The organism is Bacteroides faecichinchillae JCM 17102 (assembly GCF_000614145.1).
In the GTDB taxonomy this organism is placed as follows: domain Bacteria; phylum Bacteroidota; class Bacteroidia; order Bacteroidales; family Bacteroidaceae; genus Bacteroides; species Bacteroides faecichinchillae.
Window position 1 is genome coordinate 99,540 of the sequence record NZ_BAKK01000012.1, and the last position, 25,119, is coordinate 124,658.

Consider the following 25,119-nt stretch of genomic DNA (forward strand, 5'->3'; position numbering starts at 1 on the left):
ATCCGAATACGTCGAAAGTACATGCAAAAACCGGATCATTCAATAGTATCACAAATACATTCTTTTCTAAAATAGTATTAAAATCAAATCTAATAATCCTGAGTATGAGACAAAAATATTTTTAATCTATATAGCCTGTTTTTTTGTAACGACGGTGGGAGGTACGCCTTTAAATACAGGTTTTCAACATCTATATACAAGGTTTTCAATATCCTCCTACATCTGCCAAAGTACGTACTTGGTGGCATTGGATCAATGGGAATAAATGACCCTGCTCCCGGAATTCAAAAAGAAATGAGGTTAGAATATAGTGTAGGAGGAAAACTCTACAAAAAATGCGTTCCCGAATCACAGACCCTCACTATACCATCAAAAGGAGAAAGCGGAGAATTAAAATTAATAAAAGCTCTTTACGGACGATTTGCACCAGATTTTGACGGAAAGTTGCCAGCAACTCCTATCGACATAACGCAACAGATAAATAAAAGAATCAGTTCTCTAGATTTGATATTTCCTGTTGATGACAGACTAATAGGTAAATCGGTGACAAGTAAAAATAAAGAAAATAAAAAGTTGCGTTTGGTTTATTCCGTAGCAGGAGAAATGTTTGAATGGGAAATACCGGAAGGGAAAACAGTAAATTTGGCACAACACAATCCCGAGCCTAAGTTAGCCATTAAAAATGGAAAATTGACCTGGATAACTCCACAAACGGGTACTATTGAATGTATTATGGTATCAGGAGACATCAAAAAAGGATGTGTAAAATCCATTCCACAACCTCTAAAAATCGAAGGAGCATGGGATGTTAGTTTTCTACCAAACTTAGGAGCACCTTCACAAACTAAATTTAAAGAGTTATATTCATGGTCGGAATCTTCAGACGAAGACATTCGTTACTTCTCAGGTACGGCAACTTACCGGAAACAAATTTATATTCCAAAAGAATATGTACAATCGGAAATATCTTTAGAAATGGATCTAGGGAGGATTTGCGTAATAGCAGAAGTGATTGTGAATGGCAAGGAACTAGGTATATTATGGAGAACCCCGTTCCATATCGATCTGGGAGATGCGGTTCGGGCAGGAGAAAATGACATACAGATACGTGTTACCAATTTATGGCCAAACCGTTTGATCGGTGATGCCCATTACCCGGAAGATTGTGAATGGGGGGATTGGCTCCCAAAGAGCTGGCCGGACTGGCTAGAAAAACCGGAAAAGCGTTCGTCTAAACGTATAACTTTCACGACGTGGAAACATTGGAGGGCTGACGATCCGCTACAACCTTCTGGTTTAATGGGACCAATACTCATACGCCCATATATGCATGTTGATTTATCCCAATAAATAATTCCTTTTTCAATGTGTTAGAATGAAGTTAAACACCATTCCTTCATCCTTCATATTTTGATATATCCTACTATGGATCAATCCATTGCATTGCGTCATCTTTTTTTTCTGAACTTCTCTGTTTTTTTAGTTCTCAAAAGTAGATGACGCAATATCTTCATTTAATAATAAGAAGCTTATGTTCCAATATGACAAACAAGAATGTTTTTTCAAACACTATTCCTCGTATAAAACAAAGCATTTGCTTTGAGAAAAAGATCACAATGTTTGTTTCCGTTCTTCCTTATCTTTGAAAAAAAGACCGCAATGATTGAAAACAAACTTCCCATAGTTTGTACACCCCAAACGTATAGTTGATTGCATCAGATTAACCGCTTGTTTCACTCAACGTTTGCGGTTGATTTGAGTAAGTTTACCGCATACTTCTTACAAATCATACAGTTGATTCAAGTGAATCAAGTACTTGTTTGAGACAATTTAAATACTTAATCTCAAATCCAAGTCAATATATAAAAGAATGCATTTTATAATGTCCGAAAAACATAACCGCTTGCTTAAAAGCAATATTCAGAATTAATTAAACAATGGATTTGCTAATTAAGCTTGAAAAATTAACTTTGTAACTTTAAACTGAATAGCAGTCTAATCTTAATAAAAAATGCGCTTACTACTTATACTATTGGCTCTCTTTTACTCATTTACATGTTTGGCAAAGAACGAACGGAATTCTTATTCCTTCAAAAGGATAGATCATTCACAAGGGCTATCTAATAGTGCTGTGATAAGCATATTTCAAGATAATACCGGAATCATGTGGATTGGTACTTATGACGGCATTAACTGTTATGACGGAAAAGAGATAGAAACTTTTCGTTCCGATTTCTCTGCCAAGACAACGTTAAGCAACAATATCATCCACGCTATTCAACAAGCAGACAGTAACTGTATTTGGATTGCCGGTAATCACATAATCAATCGTTTCTCACTATCTTCAAAAGAAGTCGTCTCCAATTACGAATTTCCGGGATTTCATTCTCCCCATTCCAACAAAAACGGAAATACCTGGTTGATAGGTACCAACAGCATACGATATTACAACACCTATCACCATCGTTTTATCAAGATAAAAAAACCAGATATAGAAATGGGTGATCCAAACAGCCACACTTTTGTCACCGACGATGGCGATTTATGGCTTTTTCCCAACCGTTCTACCGAATTATATAAGTTTTCTCTCAATTCATTTGGGGCAGATACTTTAAATACCCAACTCACCATCACCCCTTCTCATTTTCATTCCAAACCTCTGGAATTTATTTCTTATCAAAACGGAATACTATGTTTTGTCGATATTGACAAAGACTTATATATTTATGATATAGTCGGTAAATCTAAGATTTATACTCGCAACATATCCTCATTACTTGAAAAATATGGTTCGATACAAGGAATTATACCCTTTTACGAAGATATAATCATAGGCTTCAAAACCAATGGGCTCATACAACTCAGAGCGTCAAAGAAATATGAGGAAAGAATCCTTAACCGTAATATTTGCATTTTCAGTATCTACAAAGATCCCCACCAAGGAATATTCTGGATAGGATCGGATGGCCAAGGAGCTATTATGTATGCACAAGATCACTCAATAGCTACCAACATAAAATTAAATAGTCTCTCGTCCAACTTAACCCGACAAATACGTTCGTTGATGACTGATAAAGATGGTGGACTATGGTGTGGAACCAAGGGTGACGGCTTAATATACATCCCTGATTTTCAGAGAGGAATCGATGCAACAGAAACAAAAATATATTCACCCCAAGATATACAAAATGCTATCTCCTATTCAAAATGGGATAAAGAATTCGAAGTATTTACATTGCAGCAAAGCCGCCATTTAAATGGTTTTTGGTTAGGAACAGGAGATACCGGACTATATTATTATTCATATGACGATAAGAAACTTCATGCTATACTTCCTCCATCCGGCAATCCGCTTGTACATATACACAAGATATATGAGGAAAATGACTCTACACTATGGTTATCTTCTTCTGAAGACGGTATCCATAAGGTTTGGTTCAAAAAGGCACAGGCTCTTCCCTGCATTCGGAAAGAAAAGAAGTTTCATTTCTTCCGCGAACAACATGAGATCAATTCGCTCTTTTCAATGATACCCGAAGGAGATTCAATCTTATGGTTTGCCAGTCGTAACAATGGCTTGATTAAGATGAATAAACAAACTGAGAAATATAAGATTATATCTCTTAAAGAAATATTACATAAATCAGTAGATGATATTCTATCCACCTATGTAGACAAGAGTGGGAAAATATATTTAGGAACAACAACCGGACTAGTCAGCTTAACTCAACAAAATGGTAAATTAGAACCTCATTACATAGGACTGGCAGAAGGGTTACTTAACGATATGATTCATGGTATTCTGGAAGACGGCAATGGTTTTCTTTGGCTTTCTACAAATAAAGGTATAATCAAATATAATCCTAAAAATGATTCCTCTCATGCATATTACTATAGTAGTGGCGTACAAATTGGAGAATTCAGTGATGATGCTTACTATCAATGTCCTTATACTGAAAAACTCATATTTGGAGGTACAGACGGACTGATATATATGGATAAAGATGTAGCTACGCCTTCGGGATATTACCCGGACATCGTCCTGCGAAAGTTTAAAATTGGGAGCAAGGAAGTCAATCTTTCCAAGTATTATTCCACTGACACAAAAGCCTTGTCTATTCCCGGTACAAAAGTTTCTTTCGCTCTTTCATTTGCAGTACCAGATTATCTGACAGGAAGTGAGATAGAATACTCTTATATGCTTAAAGGAAAAGATACGGATTGGACAAACTTTTCACCTAATAATGAAGTGATCTATTCTGATATCACAGCCGGAAAATATACGCTTAAAATTCGTTATAAAAAAGATGTTACTAATATCTACAAAACATTGACTATCTCCATCTCAATCATACCTCCCTGGTATCGATCAATGTTGGCTTATGTAATATATACTCTATTACTAATTACAATCGGAAGTACTATATTTTATTTATCGAACAAATACCTTCAACTTAAACGCAAAGTAAAAGAACTTTCAAAAGACAATAAAGAAAGTATCTCATGTGAAGCTTCATGCCAGTACATCAAACAAATACGTGAAACAGTAACGTCAAAACTAGGTATATCCACTGATCATATGACGTGTACTACAACCGAACAGATTAATTTTATTTGGAAAGTCACACACATTATTGAGCAAAACCTGAATAAAGAAGATTTAAGTTCTACATTCATCGCCGACCAAATGGCTATGAGTCCACGACAATTTTATCGTAAATTCAAAGAGATATCTGAAATTTCGCCAAGTGATCTTATCAGAAATTACCGAATAGAAAAAGCAGCAAGTTTACTATTAACTACCGATACCTCAATACAAGATATCATCACAGACGTCGGTATTTCAAGTCGTGCCTATTTCTATAAAGAATTTACTCGAAAATTTGATATGACTCCTAAAGATTATCGTGAATTGAATAAAAAGAAGTAAAACTCTATTGTACTCTATCAGTCCTAATCAAACAAGTTATCATTTAACAATCAACTAATTACATTGTACTTAAATGCGACATGATTGTACTTTGGCATGACATTTATGAATTATATAAATTTTGGCACAACAGAGTATTCCTTACTGCTTTCTATTTACTAACTTTGTGTCATCAATATAATTTGTAAACGCAAATTTAATATAGACAATATGAAAAAGATTAAAAATGTATTATTTCTATTACTACTCTTAGTTTCGGTAAATACCATAGCTCGAAGTAGCCTTTCTCAAGACAGTCCCAGAATTGTCAATATCATTAATTTTATTCGCCAAGTAGAACCTAGAGATAAGAATATCACCGAAGATGTATTGTATGAAACAGTACATGAACAAGTGAAGTTACTTACTAAATACAATCTACAAGGAACCTTTCTCTTGCAATATGACGCTTTGATCAATCCACGCTATCAAACACTACTTAAAAAAGAAATAGAACGTGGCTCCGAAATCGGCGGGTGGTGGGAAATCACACAACCGCATGTAGAAGCTGCCGGATTAACATGGAGAGGACGTTATGCCTGGGATTGGCATGCTGATGTTGGATTTGCTACCGGATATACTCCTAAAGAAAGAGAAAAATTAGTAGATGTCTACATGGAAAAGTTCAAATCTATATTTGGTAAATACCCAGCCTCCATAGGTTCTTGGTTTATCGACGCACATTCATTAGGATATATGTATGATAAGTATGGTATCAAAGCTTCATGTAACTGCAAAGACCAATATGGAACTGATGGCTATACACTATGGGGAGGATACTGGAATCAGGCATATTACCCCAGTAGACTCAATGGATATATGCCAGCGCAAACAGCCAAAGGACAAATACCAGTACCTGTATTCCGTATGTTAGGAAGTGATCCTATTTATCAATATGACACAGGTATAGGACATTCAATACAAGGAGTAATCACTCTAGAGCCTGTATATGGAGATGCAGGAGGAAGCGAAAAATGGGTAAGACGTTTCTTCAAATCTATCTTTGAAGACCCATGTCTCGGATTCAATTATACGCAAGCAGGACAAGAAAACTCTTTCACCTGGAACAGCATGGGTAAAGGGCTTGAAATGCAAATTCCGATTCTTGCATCCCTGCAAAAGCAAGGTAAAATTAGAATAGAAACATTGGAAACTTCAGGCGAATGGTTCAAAAAGAAGTATCCATTAAATCCGCCAACATCCGTCACAACACTCACAGATACTTACGACAATGGACAGAAAACAGTATGGTTTAACAGTCGTTTTTATCGGGCGAATCTTCTATGGGAAAACAACACAATTCGTTTCAGAGACATTCAACTATTTGATGAAAATCTGGAATCTGATTATTTGAAACAACCGGGGACTTCTAATCAATGTGTTTATATGACTTGTCCTATCATTGACGGTTTCCTATGGAGTGCTCCCAAAGACTTAGCCGGTATTAGGATATACACAATGGACACTAATAATCATCCTAAAGAAGTATTTATGGAGAAAATGTTAGTTAAAGTATTAGGAGAAAAGGCAACAGAAATAATTTGTAAATCCGCTTCTGGTAAAGAGTATACTTTTACTATGAATGAAAAACAAATTGAGATCAAGAGTAATTATGAAAATCAATGGGTAATGAGGTTGAATGTAGCTAAAAATAAAACGTTCCCACTGAACCTTACAAATAAGCGGACGCTGAAGGGGCAAATGAAAAATATTAATTATGGAATCATTTGTAAAAAAGGTATCATAGAAAAAGAGGGAAATGGTATTTTATTCATTCCCGAGAAGAACAAAATTACAATAGATTGCTCAAATCGAGATATTTAAAATTAAAACAACAATACAAATGCAAAGATGGCATTCTATGACAAAGAAATGCTAATTATGAAGTGGCTTTAATAACTGAAAATTTGAAGTTTTTAAAAGCCACTTCTTTACTATAAGAATCAATAAATTAGCAATACTTCATTCCCCATTATTAAATCAGTTTTGAATAAGACATGCACATCTCCTTAATTAAATTAGAGAATGATATGGGATCAGTGTCAATATGAAATATAATAAAAATAAAACCATATAAACTTGTAGTTACAAATTAAGCATCCAACTCATCAATCTCCAACCAGACATAATTCACAAACCTCAAATAAGATTATTACTTTATTCAATGAAAGATTGAATACGTAATATTATCAATCCAATTAATATAGGTAGTAATCTTACAGATATTTTTTCAAACAACAAAGAAAGCAACTTGAATATATGGCATCTGCATATAATCTTTCAGAAAAGTATCTTTTAAGTATTCAAGATATTAAACCTTTAAGAGATCAATCTATTTGATTCTACCACGAAACAGCACTTCAATCAGCTTTAAGAAAGCCTCAATAAGATAAATTTAATAGACACAAAAAATCACCTAAATTAATTATCTGTTTATTTTGCAAGTATATATCAAAAAAACAAAGAAATCCCCAATAAAATAGATTCTCCCAATAATGGCTTATACCAATAAGAGCATCGACTTCATAAAGCCTAATAGTAAATAATATTTTTAAACTTACATAACTATAATTTAATAGAATAATACACAACATAATTAAAGATCAATAAGTAACTATGAAATTATTAGCATTTGAGATATTACTAACTATACAAAAAATACGAATCTATTATCTCCATGAAATAATCAATAATTTATAATTACTAGCTCAAGCACATACGCATAAACACTCCCTTTCAATATAAAGATAAATATCTATTTAAAAGACCATTAAAAGAAATCATCATAATACACACCCTCTTACAAAACATATAAATATCACAACTAATATTTAGTATTAAGCTTATTAACCAGAATATTTAAATAGTATTTTGTGAGTTCTAATTGAATTCTATAAAAAATCAATTTAGTATCATAATTGAAAGAATAAATATCATTATTTTAAACTAAAAGCAACAAACACATCGTATATTTGCAATCATAAATCACAACATACATCACTAATAATACCAATAAGTATTATTAATAAAAAATGTATAACCAGTTAAACTTAAAAAGCCTATGACATAACAACATCTCCTAAGTACAAAAACACAGCATATCCTTGATATGCAGAAAAGCACCTAACATAGTCCATAAATCATTACAGCACAATAGTTGTTTTATAATTATCAGGACTATAAGTACTGTTCAAAGGCAGAAAACAAAAAGCAAAGAGAAAAGTGATTTGTCTCTTTATTCTGTTTACTTTAACCTTATTATTCCATTGATAGACTCAAAAAGTGACTATCTGGAATTTGAACAGAAGTCGTTAACTTATAAATTAATACAATTAACTTTAAACGCTTATTTCATGCAACATTTTAAAGAAACTCTAAAAAAAAGTTCTCATCTATATTGGAGTGAGAATCTGAAAAAAAGCAGTAAAAGAAGAAAGTTTCTTCCCTACTATTTCCGACATTCAACATTGCCATTTATTAGTATATTTATCATATTGTCAGCCACCCCAAGCTATGCAAATAATATGCTTGGAATTAATTCTGTGAACAATGTAATGCAAGATGGTAAAATCATAGGTGTTATTACTGACTTAGACGGCAATTTCTTACCTGGAGTAAGTATTGTCATTGAAGGAACTAACATCGGAGTAGTCTCTGATATAGACGGTAACTTCACAATTGCTGCCAGAGTTGGAGATGTTTTGAAATTCTCTTTTATCGGGATGAAAACCCAACTAAAGAAAATTACAGATAATAAACGTCTTAAGATTATCATGGAAGAAGAAAACAAAGCATTAGATGAAGTGGTAGTTGTAGGTTTCGGTACACAGAAAAAAGAAAGTGTTGTCAGTTCAATCACGACGGTTAAGGTTAAAGACATCAAAGGCCCAACAAGCAACTTGACAACCATGTTATCCGGACGTATAGCAGGTATCATTTCTTATCAAACCAGTGGAGAACCAGGACAGGATAATGCCAAATTCTTTGTTCGTGGCGTAGGCTCTTTCGGAGCCGGTAAAGTAGATCCATTAATATTAATTGATGGAATAGAATCAAGTAACAATGATTTGGCACGTTTACAACCCGATGATATAGAATCCTTTTCGGTCTTGAAGGATGCCACAGCATCTGCTGTATATGGTTCTCGAGGTGCGAATGGGGTTATCCTGGTAAATACCAAATCGGGCAAAGAGTCAAAAACTAAATTTAATTTTCGTGTTGAGAACTCTATTTCCACAAATACCAGAAACTTTAAATTTACCGACAATATCACCTATATGGAATTAGCAAATGAGGCTGCACTAACCAGAGACCCATTGGCTACTTTACCATATACACAAAATAAAATTGATCATACGCGAAATGGAGATAATCCATTACTCTATCCCAATAATAATTGGATCGATCAATTAATCAAAGACAATACGATGAACCAACGATACAATATGAATGTATCGGGAGGTGGAAAAGTTGCTCAATACTATATTGCAGGTACACTGAATATAGATAATGGTATTTTGAAAAGCGGTGCTTCCAAACAATTTGATAATAACTCAAAATTAAGAAACTACTCTATTCGATCAAACACCAATCTTCATGTAACATCGACAACAGAGGCTATCATACGTGTTTACGGACAATTTGATGATCAAAACGGTCCTATTGGCGGCGGAAGTTCTGTTTTTAATTCTGCTATCTGGTCAAATCCAGTAATGTTCCCGGCAACCTATCCAAAATCAATGTCGCCGTATGCCAATCATGAATTATTTGGAAATGCTTTGATACCTAATAGTACTACCTTATACGAAAATCCGTATGCCAAAATGGTTTCCGGATATTCAGCGAAGAAAACTTCCAGAATTAATGCTCAATTTGAATTAAGACAAGATTTGAAATTCATTACTGACGGACTCAAAATACGTGCTATGGGTTATGTTGAAAGATACTCCGAATTTGAAGTTTCCCGTAATTTCAACCCATTTTTTTATAAAGCTAATACAGATGAGTATGGAAATATTTCACTACTCCCATATAACGACGGCGGTTCTAATTCAATTGGAAATGTTGGTACTGAATATTTAAGTTATAACGAAGGAGGAAAGATCGTAAATAGTAAAATGTATGCTGAAATAGTAGCAACCTATGATCGTGTATTTAGAGAAACACACAGTGTAAATGCATTGTTAATCGGACGTATATCTGATTACTCAACAGGTAATGCCGGAAATTTACAAGCTTCTCTCCCTTCCCGAAATGTAGGTTTGTCTGGACGTGCAGCTTATAATTATGGTTCCCGTTATTTTGCAGAATTCAATTTCGGTTTGAATGCAAGCGAACGTTTCCATAAAAATAACCGATGGGGGTTCTTTCCATCTATAGGTCTTGCATGGAATATAGCTAATGAGAAATTCTGGGAACCTCTAAAAAACAAAATTGAAAGTTTAAAAATCAGAGGTTCATACGGTTTAGTAGGAAATGATCAAATCGGAAATGAAAATGACCGTTTCTTTTATCTGTCCAACGTAAACTTATCAGACGAAGGTTACGGTTATACATTTGGAGAATTATACAGTTATCATCGTCCGGGAGTTTCTATTAATCGTTATGCCAACGAAAAAATCGGATGGGAAACCTCTAAACAGGCAAATATAGCAGTAGATATATCTGGTATGGGTTTTAACCTTACAGCCGAATACTTCACTCAATATCGTTCAAATATTCTAATGGATCGTTCGTATATTCCTAACACTATGGGACTAACAGCTGCGGTAAAAGCTAATGTAGGAGAGGTATCCAATCATGGAATGGATTTATCATTGGAATATAATAAAGCATTTACAAATTCAATGTGGATACAGTCTCGTTTCAATTTCACCTATGCACATAATGAGCTAAAAGTATTCGACGAGCCTTCATATCCATCCAATGAATACTATCGTACCCGAGTTGGATTACCCTACAATACAACATACGGTCTTATTGCTGAACGATTGTTTGTAGATGATGCAGATGTCGCAAACTCACCCAATCAGACATTTGGTAAATACGGGCTGGTGATATCAAATATCGAGACATGAACGGTGACGGGCAGATAACAGAAGCAGATGCAGTTCCCATCGGATTACCGACAGAACCAGAAATTAACTACGGTTTCGGTGCATCTCTAGGATGGAAGGACTTTGATTTTAGCTTTTTCTTCCAAGGATTAGGCCGCCGTTCTTTCCAGATCAGCTCGTCAAATCTGTCTCCATTTGTAATCAATGGAGGAAATCAAAACGGATTATTAGAGGTTATTGCAGATGATCACTGGTCTGAAGACAACAGAAACATTTATGCATTCTGGCCACGTTTAAGTCCGGTACAGGTAGCAAACAATAATCAGACCTCTACTTGGTGGTTACGAGACGGAGCATTTTTACGTTTAAAAAATATTGAACTTGGTTACAATATACCGACTAAAATCCTTTCTAAATGGAATATGAGTAATCTGCGCCTTTACTTTAATGCATCCAATCTGTTTGTTTGGAGTAAATTCAAGATGTGGGATCCTGAAATGGGAGGTAACGGTATAGGATATCCTGTTCAGAGAGTTTTCAACATAGGTTTAACAATCGGAATTTAAACAATAATAGAAATGAAAATAATATATTCTAGTCATATAGGGAAATTTCTCGATATAATGAAAGTTTCCAGTGTGTGCATTTGGACTCTTATCGCATTTTCTTGTGATTTCTTGGATGTTGTACCTGATAATGTACAAACGATAGAACATGCATTCTCTAACAGTACAGAAGCTGAAAAATATTTATTCAGTTGTTATTCCAAACTTCCGTCGAATGCCAGTGAGAATGGAAATGTAGGTTTTTGGGGAGCTGACGAAGCTTGGTTACCAGAAGATTTGGATGAGCGTGTGGTCAATAAAGATGCTTGGTCGATAGCCAAAGGATATCAGAATATAAACAGGCCTTACCACAGTGCATGGAACTCAGACAGAAGTGCAAATGGCTATTTCATAGGATTGAGACTTTGTAACACATTTCTTGAAAACATTCAAAATGAATCAATTGTCAGGGATCTTGAACTAGATAGAAGAAGTCGTTGGATTGGTGAAGCTCTTTTCTTGAAAGCGTATTATCACTATCTATTATTAAGAATGTACGGTCTATCCCCCTTATAGACAAAAACATTCCGGTCTATGCGTCACCAGAAGGTGTACGTGTAAAACGTGTACCTGTTGATGAATGCGTTGATTATATTGCCAAATTACTGGATCAAGCATACGAAAAGCTACCTGCAAGCATTTCCCGTCCAACAACAGAATTGGGACGTGTCACTAAGACCATTGCTCTAGCGGCAAAAGCAAAGTTATATTTATTGGCAGCCAGTCCGTTATTCAATGGAAATTCAGACTACGACAATTTCAGAAATAAAGATGGGGAACTTTTGGTTAATACAGAATATGACGCAACAAAATGGGAGCGTGCAGTAATAGCAATAAGAGCAGCAATCGATGCAGCCGAAGGAGACGGAGCTAAATTATTTTACTTCGAAAACACCTCTCAGATTGGTATGACAGACGAATCACTTACTCAAATGAGTATCCGCAATGCTATTTGTGAACCATGGAATAAAGAAATTGTTTGGGGGAACTCTAACTCACGTGCTGACCGTATACAACAAATTTGTATGGCAGCTCTAAGGATGATTACTCATACGATGCATATTTCGCACAGATGGCTGCTCCTTTGAAAATGGTAGAAAAGTTCTATACCAAAAATGGAGTTCCTATCACAGAAGACAAATATTTAGCACAGAATTATATTCAATATGAAACTTTAAGGACTGCCACCCAAGATGAAAGTATCAATATACAACCGAATGAACAAACTGCCCGTTTGCATTTTGACCGTGAACCTCGTTTCTATGCAGATCTCGCATTTGATAGATCCGCATGGTTAATGTACGATATTCCTTCCAAATCGGATAAAGAACCCTATTGGGTAAAATGCCGACTAGGCGAACTAGGAGCTGGAGTAATCCAAGGACGTTATTCAGCAACGGGATATTTCGTAAAAAAGTTAGTTAATTGGGAATCAACTTTCACACAATCTAGCCAACGTAAAGTATATCCATGGCCTGAAATGCGTTTGGCAGATCTATATTTAATGTATGCAGAAGCGCTTAACGAATGGAAAAACGTCCCAGATGATGATGTTTATTATTATATAGACGAAGTTAGAAAACGTGCTGGTTTGAAAGGAGTTGTCGAATCATGGACAAATTATTCGACGAATCCAAGTAAACCGACAACTAAGGATGGTATGCGTGAAATCATACAGCGTGAAAGATGTATTGAACTTGCATTCGAAGGACACCGTTTCTGGGATCTCCGCCGTTGGAAAACAGCAAATAGTGAACTGAATCAACCAATTGAGGGTTGGGACATCAGTCAGAAGGAGCCAAGAGCTTATTATCAGAAACGTACTCTCTATATGCAAGAATTTATAGCTCCCCGAGATTATTTATGGCCTATTCCAGAAAAAGATTTAAGAGTCAATACCGACTTAGTTCAAAATCCAGGATGGCAATAATTATCAATAAAGCATTGAAAATAAACAAAAAAGATCAATTATTATGAGACATATAAAATATATCAGATTTATCTCATTATTGTTGTCTTGCTATATGGGACTTACAGGATGTAGTGAAGACAACAACATGAAACCTTTCAGTGACAATCAAACTCCTCCGAGACAAGTCACGAATATACAAATGAAACCCGGAGCAGGAAGTGTTGATATCAGCTATACATTGCCAGATGATAAAGATTTGCTGTATGTCAAGGCAGTATATACACTACAATCAGGTAAGCAACGTGAAGTCCGCGCTTCATACTACACCAATTCAATGACATTGGATGGTTTCTTTGACACAGAAGAACATGAAGTGAAAATATACTCATACAACAAAAGTGAAGTCGCTTCTGATCCTGTCACGATACAAGTACAGCCCAAAGAAAGTCCAATCTGGGCAGTACGACGTTCTATGGAATTAAGAGCAGACTTTATGGGAGTGAAAATAATTGCGGAGAATGAAGAAAAAGCCGATCTTGCCATTCAGGTTTTCTATAAAGACTCATTAGACAAATGGGCTAATATGGAAGGCATTTATACTAAAACTGTAGATATAAATCAAACTCTGCGTGGTTTGGATACACTAACCTACGAGATGGGAGCCGTTATTCGTGATAAGTTCCAGAACTATACCGATACTATATTTGCACAGATCAGTCCATATTTTGAAACAGACTTGGAAAAGAGTAAATATAGAGACGGACGCTTACCAGGAGACACTCCCGAACGCGGTGGTTCAGAAGGAATTGCAAAATTATGGGATGGTAACACAACAGCAGCACAACGCTATATGACAGCGCAACCAGAAGATGGTAGTCCATCATCTTGCACGATTGACATTGGGCAAACTGCTCAATTAAGCCGCCTTAAATTCTGGACATATCCGGAATGGATGGCAAGCGGTCCATGGCCATATTATTTCCGAGGAACACCACGCATCATTGAAGTTTGGGGTTCACAAAAACCAAACCCAGATGGAAGCTGGGATAGCAGTTGGTACTTACTGAGCAAATACGAAGTTATTAAACCTTCCGGTTTACCTTACGGACAAATGAGCGATGAAGACAAACGTTATGCGGAAGCCGGATTTAATGTAGAACTCGATCCATTGGCACCTCGTACCAAATACATTAGACTAAAACAGATTTTAAACTGGGAAGGAACCACTTGGTTAGACCTGACAGAGATTCAAGTTTATGGTGATAATAGAAAACAAAATTGAGAATAACTATGAAACAAAGAATATATAAAAATCTGGCAATTGCCAGTTTCTTATTCGGAGGAATACTTGCTTGTACACCTATGGATGATTACAAAAAATTCATCGGAGATGGAGAAATCTCGTACACCGGAAGAGTAGACTCAGTGAAAATATACTCTGGTGAAGAGAGAGTCATGGTTGAAGGATTACTCATTTCCGACCCTAAAGTATGTGGCTGCTTGATCTTCTGGAATAATAAAATGGACTCATTAGATGTGCCTGTTGAAAGAACTGAGAAAGTAGATACATTAAGACAGATTATTAATCTTCCGGAAAATCTATACAATTTCGAGCTATATACATATGATCAGTTTAATAACCGTTCTGTCCCTGTTTACAAAACCGGTCATTCGTATGGTAAGAATTTTATATCCAGATTAACGAACCGTCCTTTGGACGGAACCCCTATCTCATCAGAAGAAGGATTATCTGTAAAATTTCTACCTGTAGATAAAACATTAGGACCGATCTATACTGTGATTAGTTACACCAATAATCAAGATAAAGTAGATACTGTTCACATTGCTATTGACCAAGAGAGTTCTTCAATCAAAGACTATAAGTTGGGAAGTAAATTTTCGCACTACACCTTATATATCCCCGATACGCTATGCATTGATACATTCAAAACTGTGATGCAGACAGATGTAGTACCAATGACAAAGATCAGTAAAAAGAACTGGGAAATAACAGATTTCGATACACAGGAAGAAACCGGAGAACAAGGTGGTAAATATGGATGGGCAAATCAGATTATCGATGATGATATTACAACTTATTGGCATGCTTGCCATACCTGTAATCCACGTCCTCCATTTCCTCATTGGATCAGCTTTGATATGAAAGAAACCAATGAAGTAACCAGTTTCGAATTGACTCCCCGTCAAGATGGCGGAGATCCATTCAAAGATTTCGAAATATTGGGAAGTATGGATGGAACGTATTGGACCAGTTGCGGAGAATTCACTCTCAAAAACAACCGGTCAACTCAAAGATTCAGTTTTACAAAGCCATGCACAATGAGATATGTACAAATCTATATGAAGAACGACTATTCAGGACAGCCTTATACTTATTTAGCTGAAATCACTCTTTTCAAATAGAAAAAATAAAAGATAGCAGCTATTTACTGCTATCTTTTATCTTTATTTCAAAAAAGAAATATTCAGATCTTACCACAGATGACACATCGTTATTAGACATTTACATAAATATATTCAATAGGGGTTTCATTTATAATTCAGTGAAGTCTGTGGTATTTCTATTTAAACCTATTATTCCTTTTCTATATTTTCCGGTAGCCTCATCATCTCTCTAAATTTAGTAGGTGACACGCCTTCTCTCTTCCGAAAAAAAGTAGAGAACTGTCCTACTGTCTCAAATCCAAGCCGATAAGCTATTGAAGCAATTGTTGAGGAGGGATCATTTAAATATTCTTTTGCTTGGATCATTTTCTGTTGAAGTTGATATTGCACAGGAGAAACACCTGTATATTCTTTAAAGACTCTACGAAACCACGAATATCCTAATCCAAGCTGAGTAGCTAAATCTTCGGGATTTAATGATTCTTCCAAAGTTTGCTTTATAATAATACGGGCTTGATTGATTTTATCAATAACATCTACATTACTAAATGAGTTATTTTTCTCCTTATAATAAACCGTTCCTAAAATATGCATTACAATACCGGATATTATTTGCTGGTATCCGGACTTTTCTTGAACAGCTAATTTTAATATATCTTCATAAAGCCCTACAACAGTAGCACTTAATCTAATCTGGTGCAAAGGCTCTTTCTTCGAGAAAAAGCCTCTCTCTACTTGTTGATCCATATAAGAACCACGAAAACCGACCCAATATTCATCCCAACCAGTATCTTTGTCAGGATAATAATTATGCCACTCACCTGGAAACAATAATATCATTGTTCCTCCATAAATCTTCCTCTTTTTGCAAGACTGAGAAGAAAAATAGCCACTACCTTGAGTAATATAAACTAGCTGATATTCATTCAATACACGACCGGTTTGTGGTTTAAGGTTATATTGTTCCGGGTGATGCGAAGAAGGATATTCTCCCTGAGGGAGAATAAACTGGCAACCAATAGTCGTAACTACCATCCCCCAGTTCTCATCTGTCGCATTTATTGCAAGATATCGTGATTGATCGTTTTTCCATTTATCCATATCAAATTACCAATATAAAATAACTAACAGAAAATCACTATCAGATTAATAGATCCAAGTAAAGCTGTATTTCATAATTAATCCAACAATATATAGAAGTTCTACATTTATAATAAAATAAATTCAGCCTATTCAAAATAAAAGAATTATTAACATATTAACACCGTCAGATTTCATTCTTGTATTAATATCAGTTTCTCAGCAAATATAACAAATTATATCCAAATTCTTATTTATATGAATGAAGAATTTCATGCTATTCTTATAAAAAATGCAATATACTTTTCCGCATTTCACATACCACAAAATTCAAGGTTTTCTTCCTTCCATATTACATCCCTAAAAAGATTTCTTCACTATTACAATAATCAATTTGGTGAGTGTAATACTAAATTATAAATAAACGATAAAGCTATTAAATCATCTAGACTACCCACAAAAACCAAAAGAATTATTTGCTAATTAAAAATTAATCTGTACTTTTGCATCCGCAATTCGGGGTGTAGCTCAGCCCGGTTAGAGTACGCGTCTGGGGGGCGTGTGGTCGGAAGTTCGAATCTTCTCACCCCGACAGCTGAGAGTTGATGAGTTAGACCTTTGGTCTAACTCATTTTTTGCTATATAAGTGTACCCACTCATTCTTGTTGAGCAGTTACTTTTACAGAAGAAGAGAAAACTCTTTTGAGATATGCAACCTTTTTTAGCAACAAAAAAGATGAAAGAAAATCCGAAACACATTCGTATCAGTGAATACAATTATCCTTTGCCGGATAAACGCATTGCAAAATTTCCATTACCCGTTCGTGACCAATCCAAATTATTGGTATATCGTCATGGAGAAGTAAGTGAAAACACATTCACTTCTTTACCGGATTTTTTACCACAAGGGAGTCTGATGATCTTTAATAACACCAAAGTTATACAAGCACGACTCCATTTTCGGAAAGAGACTGGAGCACTAATTGAGGTCTTTTGCCTGGAACCCATTGAGCCGAATGATTATGTATTAAACTTTCAGCAAACAGAGCATGTTGCCTGGCTATGTATGATCGGTAATTTAAAGAAATGGAAAGACGGAGCACTGAAACGTAAAATGACAGTGAAAGGCTTTCCTATCACCTTAATTGCAACAAGAGGAGAATGTAAAGGAACTAGTCATTGGATAAATTTCTCATGGGACAATCCGGAGGTAACTTTTGCAGACATCCTCGAAGTATTCGGCGAACTACCTATCCCTCCTTATTTAAACCGAGACACACAAGAAAGTGATAAAGAAACCTATCAAACTGTTTATTCTAAAATAAAAGGTTCAGTAGCCGCACCAACAGCAGGATTACATTTTACTCCCCATGTATTGAATGCACTTAAGGAGAAAGGAATAGAACTTGAAGAATTGACACTTCACGTAGGTGCAGGAACATTTAAACCAGTAAAGAGTGAAGAAATAGAAGGACATGAAATGCATACGGAATATATTTCCGTCAATCGTGATACTATCAAGAAACTAATAGAACATAACGCTTGTGCTATTGCTGTCGGAACGACTTCTGTACGTACTCTGGAAAGTTTATACCATATCGGAGTTACACTTGCAGATAATCCGGATGCAACGGAAGAAGAACTGCACGTCAAACAATGGCAACCCTATGAGAAATATAACGAAATCCCCGCGGTAGTTGCTTTACAAAAGATATTAGGTTATCTCGACCGTCACGGAATGGAAGCGTTGCACTCCAGTACACAGATTATCATCGCACCGGGATACAATTATAAAATAGTAAAAGCAATAGTTACCAACTTCCATCAGCCACAGAGCACATTATTGTTACTTGTTTCCGCATTTGTGAAAGGGGACTGGCGGACAATTTATGATTATGCCCTAAACCATGACTTCCGTTTCCTGAGTTATGGTGATTCATCTCTATTAATTCCTTAGAAAGAAATAGTATGCCAAATGATAATAACCAAGAAATGTTTCCTATCGTTGATGAGCAGGGAAATATCACTGGAGCTGCTACACGTGGAGAATGCCATAACGGAAGCAAAATATTACATCCGGTAGTCCATCTTCATGTGTTCAATCTCAAGGAGATTTATACCTTCAAAAGAGACCCGAATGGAAAGATATCCAACCCGGAAAATGGGACACAGCGGTAGGCGGACATATAGATTTAGGTGAGAGCGTGGAAATTGCTCTTAAACGCGAAGTCCGCGAAGAGTTGGGCATCACAGACTTTATTCCTGAATCACTTACCAGTTATGTTTTCGAATCCGATCGTGAAAAAGAACTGGTCTTTGTTCATAAAACGGTTTACGATGGGGAAATACATCCCAGCGATGAGTTGGACGGAGGACGTTTCTGGAATATTGAAGAAATAAAAGAAAACCTTGGAAAGGGTATTTTCACTCCCAACTTTGAAGGAGAGCTGAAAAGGGTTTCACTTATTCCTTCTCTATCCAAGTAACAATCTTTTCCGAAAACGGACTCTCTTTGGGAGCAACAAAACCTACCCAGTTTCCGTTCTCATCAATCATAAACTTTTGGAAGTTCCATTGTACAGGAGCATCTTCTTTACTATTTAGTTCTTTTTTCGTCAACCATTGGTAAAGTGGAGCCATATCTTTGCCTTTAACCGATATCTTAGCCATCATCGGAAAAGTAACATTATAGTTCAGAGAACAGAACTTAGCAATCTCTTCATTGCTTCCGGGTTCCTGCCATAAGAAATTATTTGCCGGAAAACCAATGATTACAAAATCCTGATCTTTATACTTCTCATACAACTTCTGCAATTCAGCGTATTGCGGAGTCAATCCACATTTGGAAGCAACATTTACCACCAAGACTCTTTTTCCTTTCAGTGAAGAAAGAGGAAATTCTTTCCCATCAATCGTTATCACTGTAAAATCGTAGAACGATTTATTTTGAGCTTCTGAAGAAATAGTGAGCATCATAGTCATTATCATTAAAATGAATATTTTCATATCAAATATAATTTAGTTTATTTTCTATTAAGCACAAGCTATAAATTAGCTATTATTAACCAAGATCCTATTTCTGTCATTCAGACGACTGAAGGGAAAAAAAATCTCTTCTCACAAGTATACTGAAAGAGACAATCCTTCGTCATGCTCTGGATGACAGACTGATGATTCTTTTCAAAAAACAATAGATTCTAATTATGAACAAGCACTTATAAAACGAAGGAAGAGAAAGATTTGTTTAATTAAGGAAGGCAATATAATGCTGCTGAGTCTTTAATTATTAAACGGAAACAATGCAAACTATTATATGCTCGCTTCCCATCTATTAATAGAAAAGTTATTCTCTATTGGAAGCAAAGTTGTCCTTACCAAATAGAAAAATTCTTTTCTATTTGAATTAAACTATAAACGCAACTTTTGTTTATGTAAATGCAAGTTGCGTTTATATAAACAAAAGTTGCGTTTATACAAACAGAACTTCCGTTTATAGTTATCTGTTAGATAAAAACAGGTTTGCTATTAGATAAAAGAAAGTTTATTCCCTATAGAAAGCAACTTTTCTATTAATAGTTATTGAGTTTTCAACCTATCATTCCGTCACTTCACACCGTAAAACTTCCGCTTCACTTGTTTCTAATACGTACGAGTGAAGTTAGTCCGTAGTTTTGTATCATGAAACAATAACACATAGAGAATCATGTTTAAAGCTATTGTACGTTTTTCTATTAAAAAGAAACTATTTGTGGGACTCACCACACTCTTCCTGTTTATTGGAGGGATCTATGCCATGATGACATTGCCGATTGATGCAGTGCCGGACATCACGAACAATCAGGTACAGATTGTAACAGTATCTCCTACCCTTGCACCGCAGGAAGTAGAGCAACTTATCACCATGCCTATCGAAATAGCGATGAGCAATATTATGAATGTGGAAGACATTCGTTCAGTCAGTCGTTTCGGGCTATCGGTAGTAACAGTGGTCTTCAAAGAGAGTGTTCCCACACTCGACGCCCGGCAACTTATCAACGAACAGATACAGACGGTAGCTGGTGAAATCCCGACAGAATTGGGGACTCCTGAAATGATGCCCATCACCACCGGATTGGGGGAAATCTATCAATACGTACTGAAAGTCGCTCCGGGATATGAAGATAAATATGACGCGATGGAACTGCGTACGATTCAGGATTGGATGGTGAAGCGGCAATTGTCTGGTATACCGGGCATTGTAGAAATAAACAGTTTCGGTGGCTACCTGAAACAATATGAAGTTGCGGTAGATCCGGATGCCTTATTTTCACTCAACATTACTATCGGTGAAGTATTCGAAGCCCTCAGCAGCAACAACCAAAACACAGGAGGCAGCTATATAGAGAAAGTCAAAAATGCTTATTACATCCGTTCAGAAGGAATGATTACCCGTCCGAAAGATATTGAGCAGATTGTAGTAACTAACCGTAACGGAATTCCCGTACATATTAGTGATGTAGGAATTGTTCGTTTTGGCTCTCCCAAACGTTTTGGTGCAATGACCAAAGATGGTGAAGGAGAATGTGTAGGCGGCATTGCCATGATGCTAAAGGGAGCTAATGCCAATGTAGTGACTCGTGAACTGGAACAGCGGGTAGAGAAAATACAACATTTGTTGCCTGAAGGAGTCAGTATCGAACCTTACCTGAACCGTTCGGAACTAGTAAACCGCAACATCTCAACAGTGATCAATAACCTGATTGAGGGAGCTATTATCGTATTCCTCGTATTAATTCTCTTCCTCGGCAATGTACGAGCAGGGTTGATTGTGGCCTCCGTTATTCCACTAGCAATGCTTTTTGCCTTCATCATGATGCGAATCTTTAATGTCACAGCCAATTTGATGAGTTTAGGTGCTATTGACTTTGGTATTGTGGTAGACGGTTCGATTGTTATTGTAGAAGGTATTCTTGCACATATTTACGGAAAACAATTTCGCGGACGGACTTTATCAAAAAAAGAAATGGATGCGGAAGTCGAAAAAGGAGCCTCCGGTGTTGTCCGTTCCGCTACTTTTGCAGTAGTGATTATTTTAATCGTATTCTTCCCTATTCTTACGCTTGGCGGAATCGAAGGAAAATACTTTACTCCAATGGCAAAAACGCTCGTATTCTGCATTATTGGCGCATTAATACTTTCATTGACTTACATCCCTATGATGCGTCTCTTTTCCTTAAACACACCATCGTAATGAAACCAACACTTGCCGACCGTTTCTTTGAGAAACTAAACAAAATTTATCAACAAATATTAAAATTCTGCCTCCGTTTCAAGTGGCAGACAACGGCTGCTGCCTTTGCCGCCCTCATTGCTTCACTCTTCCTTTTCACACGACTGGGAGCTGAATTCATACCAACACTCGATGAAGGAGACTTCGCCATGCAAATGACACTTCCCGCCGGGAGTTCACTCTCAGAGAGTATCGAAGTCTCCAATCAGGCTGAAAAGACATTGATGGATAAGTTTCCCGAAATCAAACACGTAGTAGCCAAAATCGGTACGGCAGAAGTTCCTACCGACCCAATGGCAGTAGAAGATGCCGATGTAATGATTGTAATGAAACCTTTCAAAGAGTGGACAAGCGCGGAAAGTCGCGCCGAAATGGTAGAAAAGATGAAAGAAGCACTGGAGCCACTGGCCGACCGGGCAGAATTTAATTTCAGCCAGCCTATCCAATTACGTTTTAATGAATTGATGACAGGAGCCAAAGCTGACATTGCCGTAAAACTGTATGGAGAAGACACACACGAACTGTACGAAAGAGCTAAGGAGGCCGCTACATTCGTTGAAAAAGTTCCCGGAGCCGCAGACGTTATTGTGGAACAAACAATGGGATTGCCTCAACTGGTTGTAAAATATAATCGTGGAAAGATAGCCCGTTACGGCATCAACATAGAAGAATTGAATACGATTATCCGAACCGCTTACGCCGGAGAAACCAGCGGAGTAATCTTTGAAAACGAAAGAAGGTTTGACCTGGTCGTCCGTCTCGATCAAGAAAAGGTAGCAGACCTCAACCTTGACAAATTATTTGTGCGCACTTCGGAAGGTATACAAATTCCGGTCAGTGAAGTAGCAAGTATCGATTTGGTCAATGGTCCGTTACAAATCAATCGTGACGCTACCAAACGACGCATTGTTATCGGAGTGAATGTACGTAATGCGGATATTCAGCAGGTAGTGGCCAACATCCAAAAGACTCTGGACAAAAATATTAAACTGAAACCGGGATATTACTTTGAATATGGGGGACAGTTTGAGAACCTACAAAATGCAATTGATACATTGCTGATAGTAATTCCGGTTGCATTGATGCTTATCTTACTGATCTTATTCTTTGCATTCAAAAATATCACTTACACATTGATGGTATTCTCCACAGTACCGTTATCTCTTATCGGTGGTATACTAGCTTTGTGGCTACGGGGTCTTCCGTTTAGTATCTCCGCCGGAGTAGGATTCATCGCACTTTTCGGTGTAGCAGTACTGAACGGTATCCTAATGGTGAGCCATTTCAATGAACTTCGTAAACAAAATAAGTATGCCATGTCTACCAATCGTATTATTTCATTAGGAACACCTCATTTATTGCGCCCTGTATTCCTGACCGGATTAGTTGCTTCGTTAGGATTTGTGCCAATGGCAATCGCAACTTCGGCAGGTTCAGAAGTACAACGTCCGTTGGCAACTGTAGTGATTGGCGGACTGATTATCTCTACGATATTAACTCTGCTCATCATTCCGGTATTCTACAAGATTGTCAATTCATGGGCAACGTGGAGACGTCCGGGAAGCAAATTCCGGTTACCATTTTTCACCATACTATTACCATTATTTTTGCTAATTCCTCCTTGCGTCACTGCTCAACAGTCCCAAACTGTCAGTTTGGAACAGGCTATTGAGATAGCCAAACAAAATCATCCTCGTCTGAAAATGGCAACCAATGCCATACAACAAGTAAAGGCTACTCGTGGTGAAATAGTAGAAGCCACTCCTACTACATTTAATTATTCGTGGGGACAACTGAATGGAGAAAACAAGAATGATAAGGAAGTAGCTTTCGAACAAAGTCTGGGTTCCCTGCTCACTCCTTTCTACAAGAATGCCTTGGTTAACCGCCAGATAAAGACAAACACTTACTACCGCCAAATGGTAGAGAAAGAAGTTATCGCAGAAGTCAAGCGTGCCTGGCTTATTATCAATATGCCACCAATCTTAGTTCCATGTATCGTGATCAAGACCAATTGGCTGAAAAACTCCGGCATATCGGAGAACTCCGTTACCAACAGGGTGAGATCACCTTACTCGAAAAGAATATGATGACCACTTTAGCAGCGGATCTGCACAATCGTATGTTTCAGGCACAAGAGGAAGAAAGAATGGCTTTGACACGTTTCCGCTGGAGTTGTTATTCAGACACTCCCATCGTCCCGGCCGATTCAACTTTATCCTTACTATACACATCACTTTCGACAGGCACTTTGTCCGAAGCACATACTCAGTACTTCAAAAGTCAAGCAGACGAGGCGAAAGCAATGCTGAATATTGAACGCAGTCGTTTCTTTCCTGAAATCAGTATGGGATATACACGTCAAAATATTCTTCCTTTGAAGAATCTGAATGCTTGGATGGTAGGAGTATCGTTTCCCGTTTATTTCGTCCCACAGAAAAGTAAGGTGAGACAAGCCAGACTTGCTGTTACTTCCGCACAACTACAAGCCGAATCAAATCTCCGGGAATTGAATAATAAAGTTACTGAATTAGAAGCTAATCTCAGAAAATATAATGAAAGCCTTCGTTTTTATACCTCTTCTGCTTTGAAAGAAGCAGAAGAACTAATTAAAGCAACCAACTTGCAATTACAGCACAGTGAAACAGGCGTAGCCGAATATATACAGTCCATTACCACCGCAAGAGATATCCGACGTGGTTATATCGAGACAGTTTATCAGTATAACATCGCTGCTCTGGAATACGAGTTATTCAAATAAATAGGAATTTAATTACTTGATATAACGTCTGTCACTAATAAACTAGAAACAAAATGTAAAT

The 25,119-nt window shown here is 36.7% G+C and carries 14 protein-coding genes, 1 tRNA gene and 2 pseudogenes; 15 read left to right on the top strand and 2 right to left on the bottom strand.

Annotated elements, in window-relative coordinates; translation table 11 throughout:
• Positions 1 to 294: 294 nt before the first annotated feature.
• The 10 genes from JCM17102_RS08490 (at position 295) to JCM17102_RS28925 (ending at position 15,966) form a co-directional block, all read left to right on the top strand.
• The gene (locus tag JCM17102_RS08490; protein WP_159106312.1) at positions 295 to 1,350 is read left to right on the top strand and encodes a glycosylhydrolase-like jelly roll fold domain-containing protein; all 1,056 of its coding nucleotides are present in this window, start codon (positions 295 to 297) and stop codon (positions 1,348 to 1,350) included.
• A gap of 661 nt (positions 1,351 to 2,011) precedes the next feature.
• Entirely contained in the window at positions 2,012 to 4,930 is a 2,919-nt protein-coding gene (locus tag JCM17102_RS08495; RefSeq protein WP_025074797.1) for a ligand-binding sensor domain-containing protein, read from the top strand.
• A gap of 210 nt (positions 4,931 to 5,140) precedes the next feature.
• Positions 5,141 to 6,793, top strand: coding sequence for a hypothetical protein (locus JCM17102_RS08500; RefSeq protein ID WP_025074798.1), 1,653 nt, complete (start codon positions 5,141 to 5,143; stop codon positions 6,791 to 6,793).
• A 1,700-nt stretch (positions 6,794 to 8,493) separates the two neighbouring features.
• Positions 8,494 to 11,046 (top strand): SusC/RagA family TonB-linked outer membrane protein, encoded by a 2,553-nt coding sequence (locus JCM17102_RS26820; protein ID WP_275564341.1) that lies wholly within the window; start codon positions 8,494 to 8,496, stop codon positions 11,044 to 11,046.
• Positions 11,043 to 11,591, top strand: a complete 549-nt coding sequence (locus tag JCM17102_RS31420) for a hypothetical protein (RefSeq protein ID WP_275564342.1) — start codon at positions 11,043 to 11,045, stop codon at positions 11,589 to 11,591. The genes JCM17102_RS26820 and JCM17102_RS31420 overlap by 4 nt, the downstream gene beginning before the upstream one ends.
• A 12-nt stretch (positions 11,592 to 11,603) precedes the next feature.
• Positions 11,604 to 12,146, top strand: coding sequence for a RagB/SusD family nutrient uptake outer membrane protein (locus JCM17102_RS31425; protein ID WP_051572842.1), 543 nt, complete (start codon positions 11,604 to 11,606; stop codon positions 12,144 to 12,146).
• Positions 12,147 to 12,289: 143 nt separating this feature from the next.
• A complete protein-coding gene (locus tag JCM17102_RS31430; protein ID WP_051572844.1) occupies positions 12,290 to 12,718 on the top strand; it encodes a hypothetical protein in 429 nt (142 codons plus the stop codon).
• Complete coding sequence (locus JCM17102_RS31435) at positions 12,652 to 13,560, top strand: RagB/SusD family nutrient uptake outer membrane protein (RefSeq protein ID WP_275564343.1); 909 nt, start codon at positions 12,652 to 12,654, stop codon at positions 13,558 to 13,560. Before JCM17102_RS31430 ends, JCM17102_RS31435 begins: the two co-directional genes overlap by 67 nt.
• Before the next feature lie 43 nt (positions 13,561 to 13,603).
• Positions 13,604 to 14,824, top strand: coding sequence for a DUF5000 domain-containing lipoprotein (locus JCM17102_RS08515; protein WP_033886630.1), 1,221 nt, complete (start codon positions 13,604 to 13,606; stop codon positions 14,822 to 14,824).
• Between the two features lie 8 nt (positions 14,825 to 14,832).
• Positions 14,833 to 15,966, top strand: a complete 1,134-nt coding sequence (locus tag JCM17102_RS28925; RefSeq protein ID WP_025074800.1) for a DUF4998 domain-containing protein — start codon at positions 14,833 to 14,835, stop codon at positions 15,964 to 15,966.
• Positions 15,967 to 16,137: 171 nt separating this feature from the next.
• On the opposite strand, the gene JCM17102_RS08525 is transcribed toward JCM17102_RS28925, so the two are convergent.
• Complete coding sequence (locus tag JCM17102_RS08525; protein WP_025074801.1) at positions 16,138 to 17,049, bottom strand: AraC family transcriptional regulator; 912 nt, start codon at positions 17,047 to 17,049, stop codon at positions 16,138 to 16,140.
• A 496-nt stretch (positions 17,050 to 17,545) separates the two neighbouring features.
• Here JCM17102_RS08525 and JCM17102_RS08530 point away from each other — a divergent pair.
• From JCM17102_RS08530 to JCM17102_RS26830, 3 genes and pseudogenes are all read left to right on the top strand, one after another.
• Positions 17,546 to 17,620, top strand: a tRNA-Pro gene (locus JCM17102_RS08530).
• A gap of 144 nt (positions 17,621 to 17,764) precedes the next feature.
• Positions 17,765 to 18,985 carry an S-adenosylmethionine:tRNA ribosyltransferase-isomerase gene (locus tag JCM17102_RS08535; protein ID WP_025074802.1) on the top strand — a complete coding sequence of 407 codons (1,221 nt, stop codon included), beginning with the start codon at positions 17,765 to 17,767 and terminating at the stop codon, positions 18,983 to 18,985.
• 11 nt (positions 18,986 to 18,996) lie between these two features.
• Positions 18,997 to 19,514 (top strand): annotated as a pseudogene (locus JCM17102_RS26830) (NUDIX hydrolase).
• On the opposite strand, the gene JCM17102_RS08545 reads toward JCM17102_RS26830, so the two are convergent.
• Positions 19,492 to 20,034, bottom strand: coding sequence for a glutathione peroxidase (locus JCM17102_RS08545; protein WP_025074803.1), 543 nt, complete (start codon positions 20,032 to 20,034; stop codon positions 19,492 to 19,494). The pseudogene JCM17102_RS26830 and the gene JCM17102_RS08545 overlap by 23 nt on opposite strands.
• A 697-nt stretch (positions 20,035 to 20,731) precedes the next feature.
• On the opposite strand from JCM17102_RS08545, the pseudogene JCM17102_RS31440 reads away from it, so the two are divergent.
• Positions 20,732 to 24,387, top strand: a pseudogene (locus JCM17102_RS31440) (efflux RND transporter permease subunit).
• Positions 24,312 to 25,058, top strand: a complete 747-nt coding sequence (locus JCM17102_RS26835; protein WP_506256221.1) for a TolC family protein — start codon at positions 24,312 to 24,314, stop codon at positions 25,056 to 25,058. Before JCM17102_RS31440 ends, JCM17102_RS26835 begins: the two are co-directional and overlap by 76 nt.
• The last annotated feature ends 61 nt before the right edge of the window (positions 25,059 to 25,119 follow it).

Excerpts from the sequence above, each read along its gene's own strand:
- JCM17102_RS08535 (WP_025074802.1), top strand. The coding sequence starts at position 17,765 with ATGAAAGAAAATCCGAAACACATTCGTATCAGTGAATACAATTATCCT.
- JCM17102_RS08515 (WP_033886630.1), top strand. The coding sequence starts at position 13,604 with ATGAGACATATAAAATATATCAGATTTATCTCATTATTGTTGTCTTGC.
- JCM17102_RS08525 (WP_025074801.1), bottom strand. The coding sequence starts at position 17,049 with ATGGATAAATGGAAAAACGATCAATCACGATATCTTGCAATAAATGCG.
- JCM17102_RS26820 (WP_275564341.1), top strand. The coding sequence starts at position 8,494 with ATGCTTGGAATTAATTCTGTGAACAATGTAATGCAAGATGGTAAAATC.
- JCM17102_RS31420 (WP_275564342.1), top strand. The coding sequence starts at position 11,043 with ATGAACGGTGACGGGCAGATAACAGAAGCAGATGCAGTTCCCATCGGA.
- JCM17102_RS08490 (WP_159106312.1), top strand. The coding sequence starts at position 295 with ATGAGGTTAGAATATAGTGTAGGAGGAAAACTCTACAAAAAATGCGTT.
- JCM17102_RS08500 (WP_025074798.1), top strand. The coding sequence starts at position 5,141 with ATGAAAAAGATTAAAAATGTATTATTTCTATTACTACTCTTAGTTTCG.
- JCM17102_RS28925 (WP_025074800.1), top strand. The coding sequence starts at position 14,833 with ATGAAACAAAGAATATATAAAAATCTGGCAATTGCCAGTTTCTTATTC.
- JCM17102_RS31425 (WP_051572842.1), top strand. The coding sequence starts at position 11,604 with ATGAAAATAATATATTCTAGTCATATAGGGAAATTTCTCGATATAATG.
- JCM17102_RS08545 (WP_025074803.1), bottom strand. The coding sequence starts at position 20,034 with ATGAAAATATTCATTTTAATGATAATGACTATGATGCTCACTATTTCT.
- JCM17102_RS08495 (WP_025074797.1), top strand. The coding sequence starts at position 2,012 with ATGCGCTTACTACTTATACTATTGGCTCTCTTTTACTCATTTACATGT.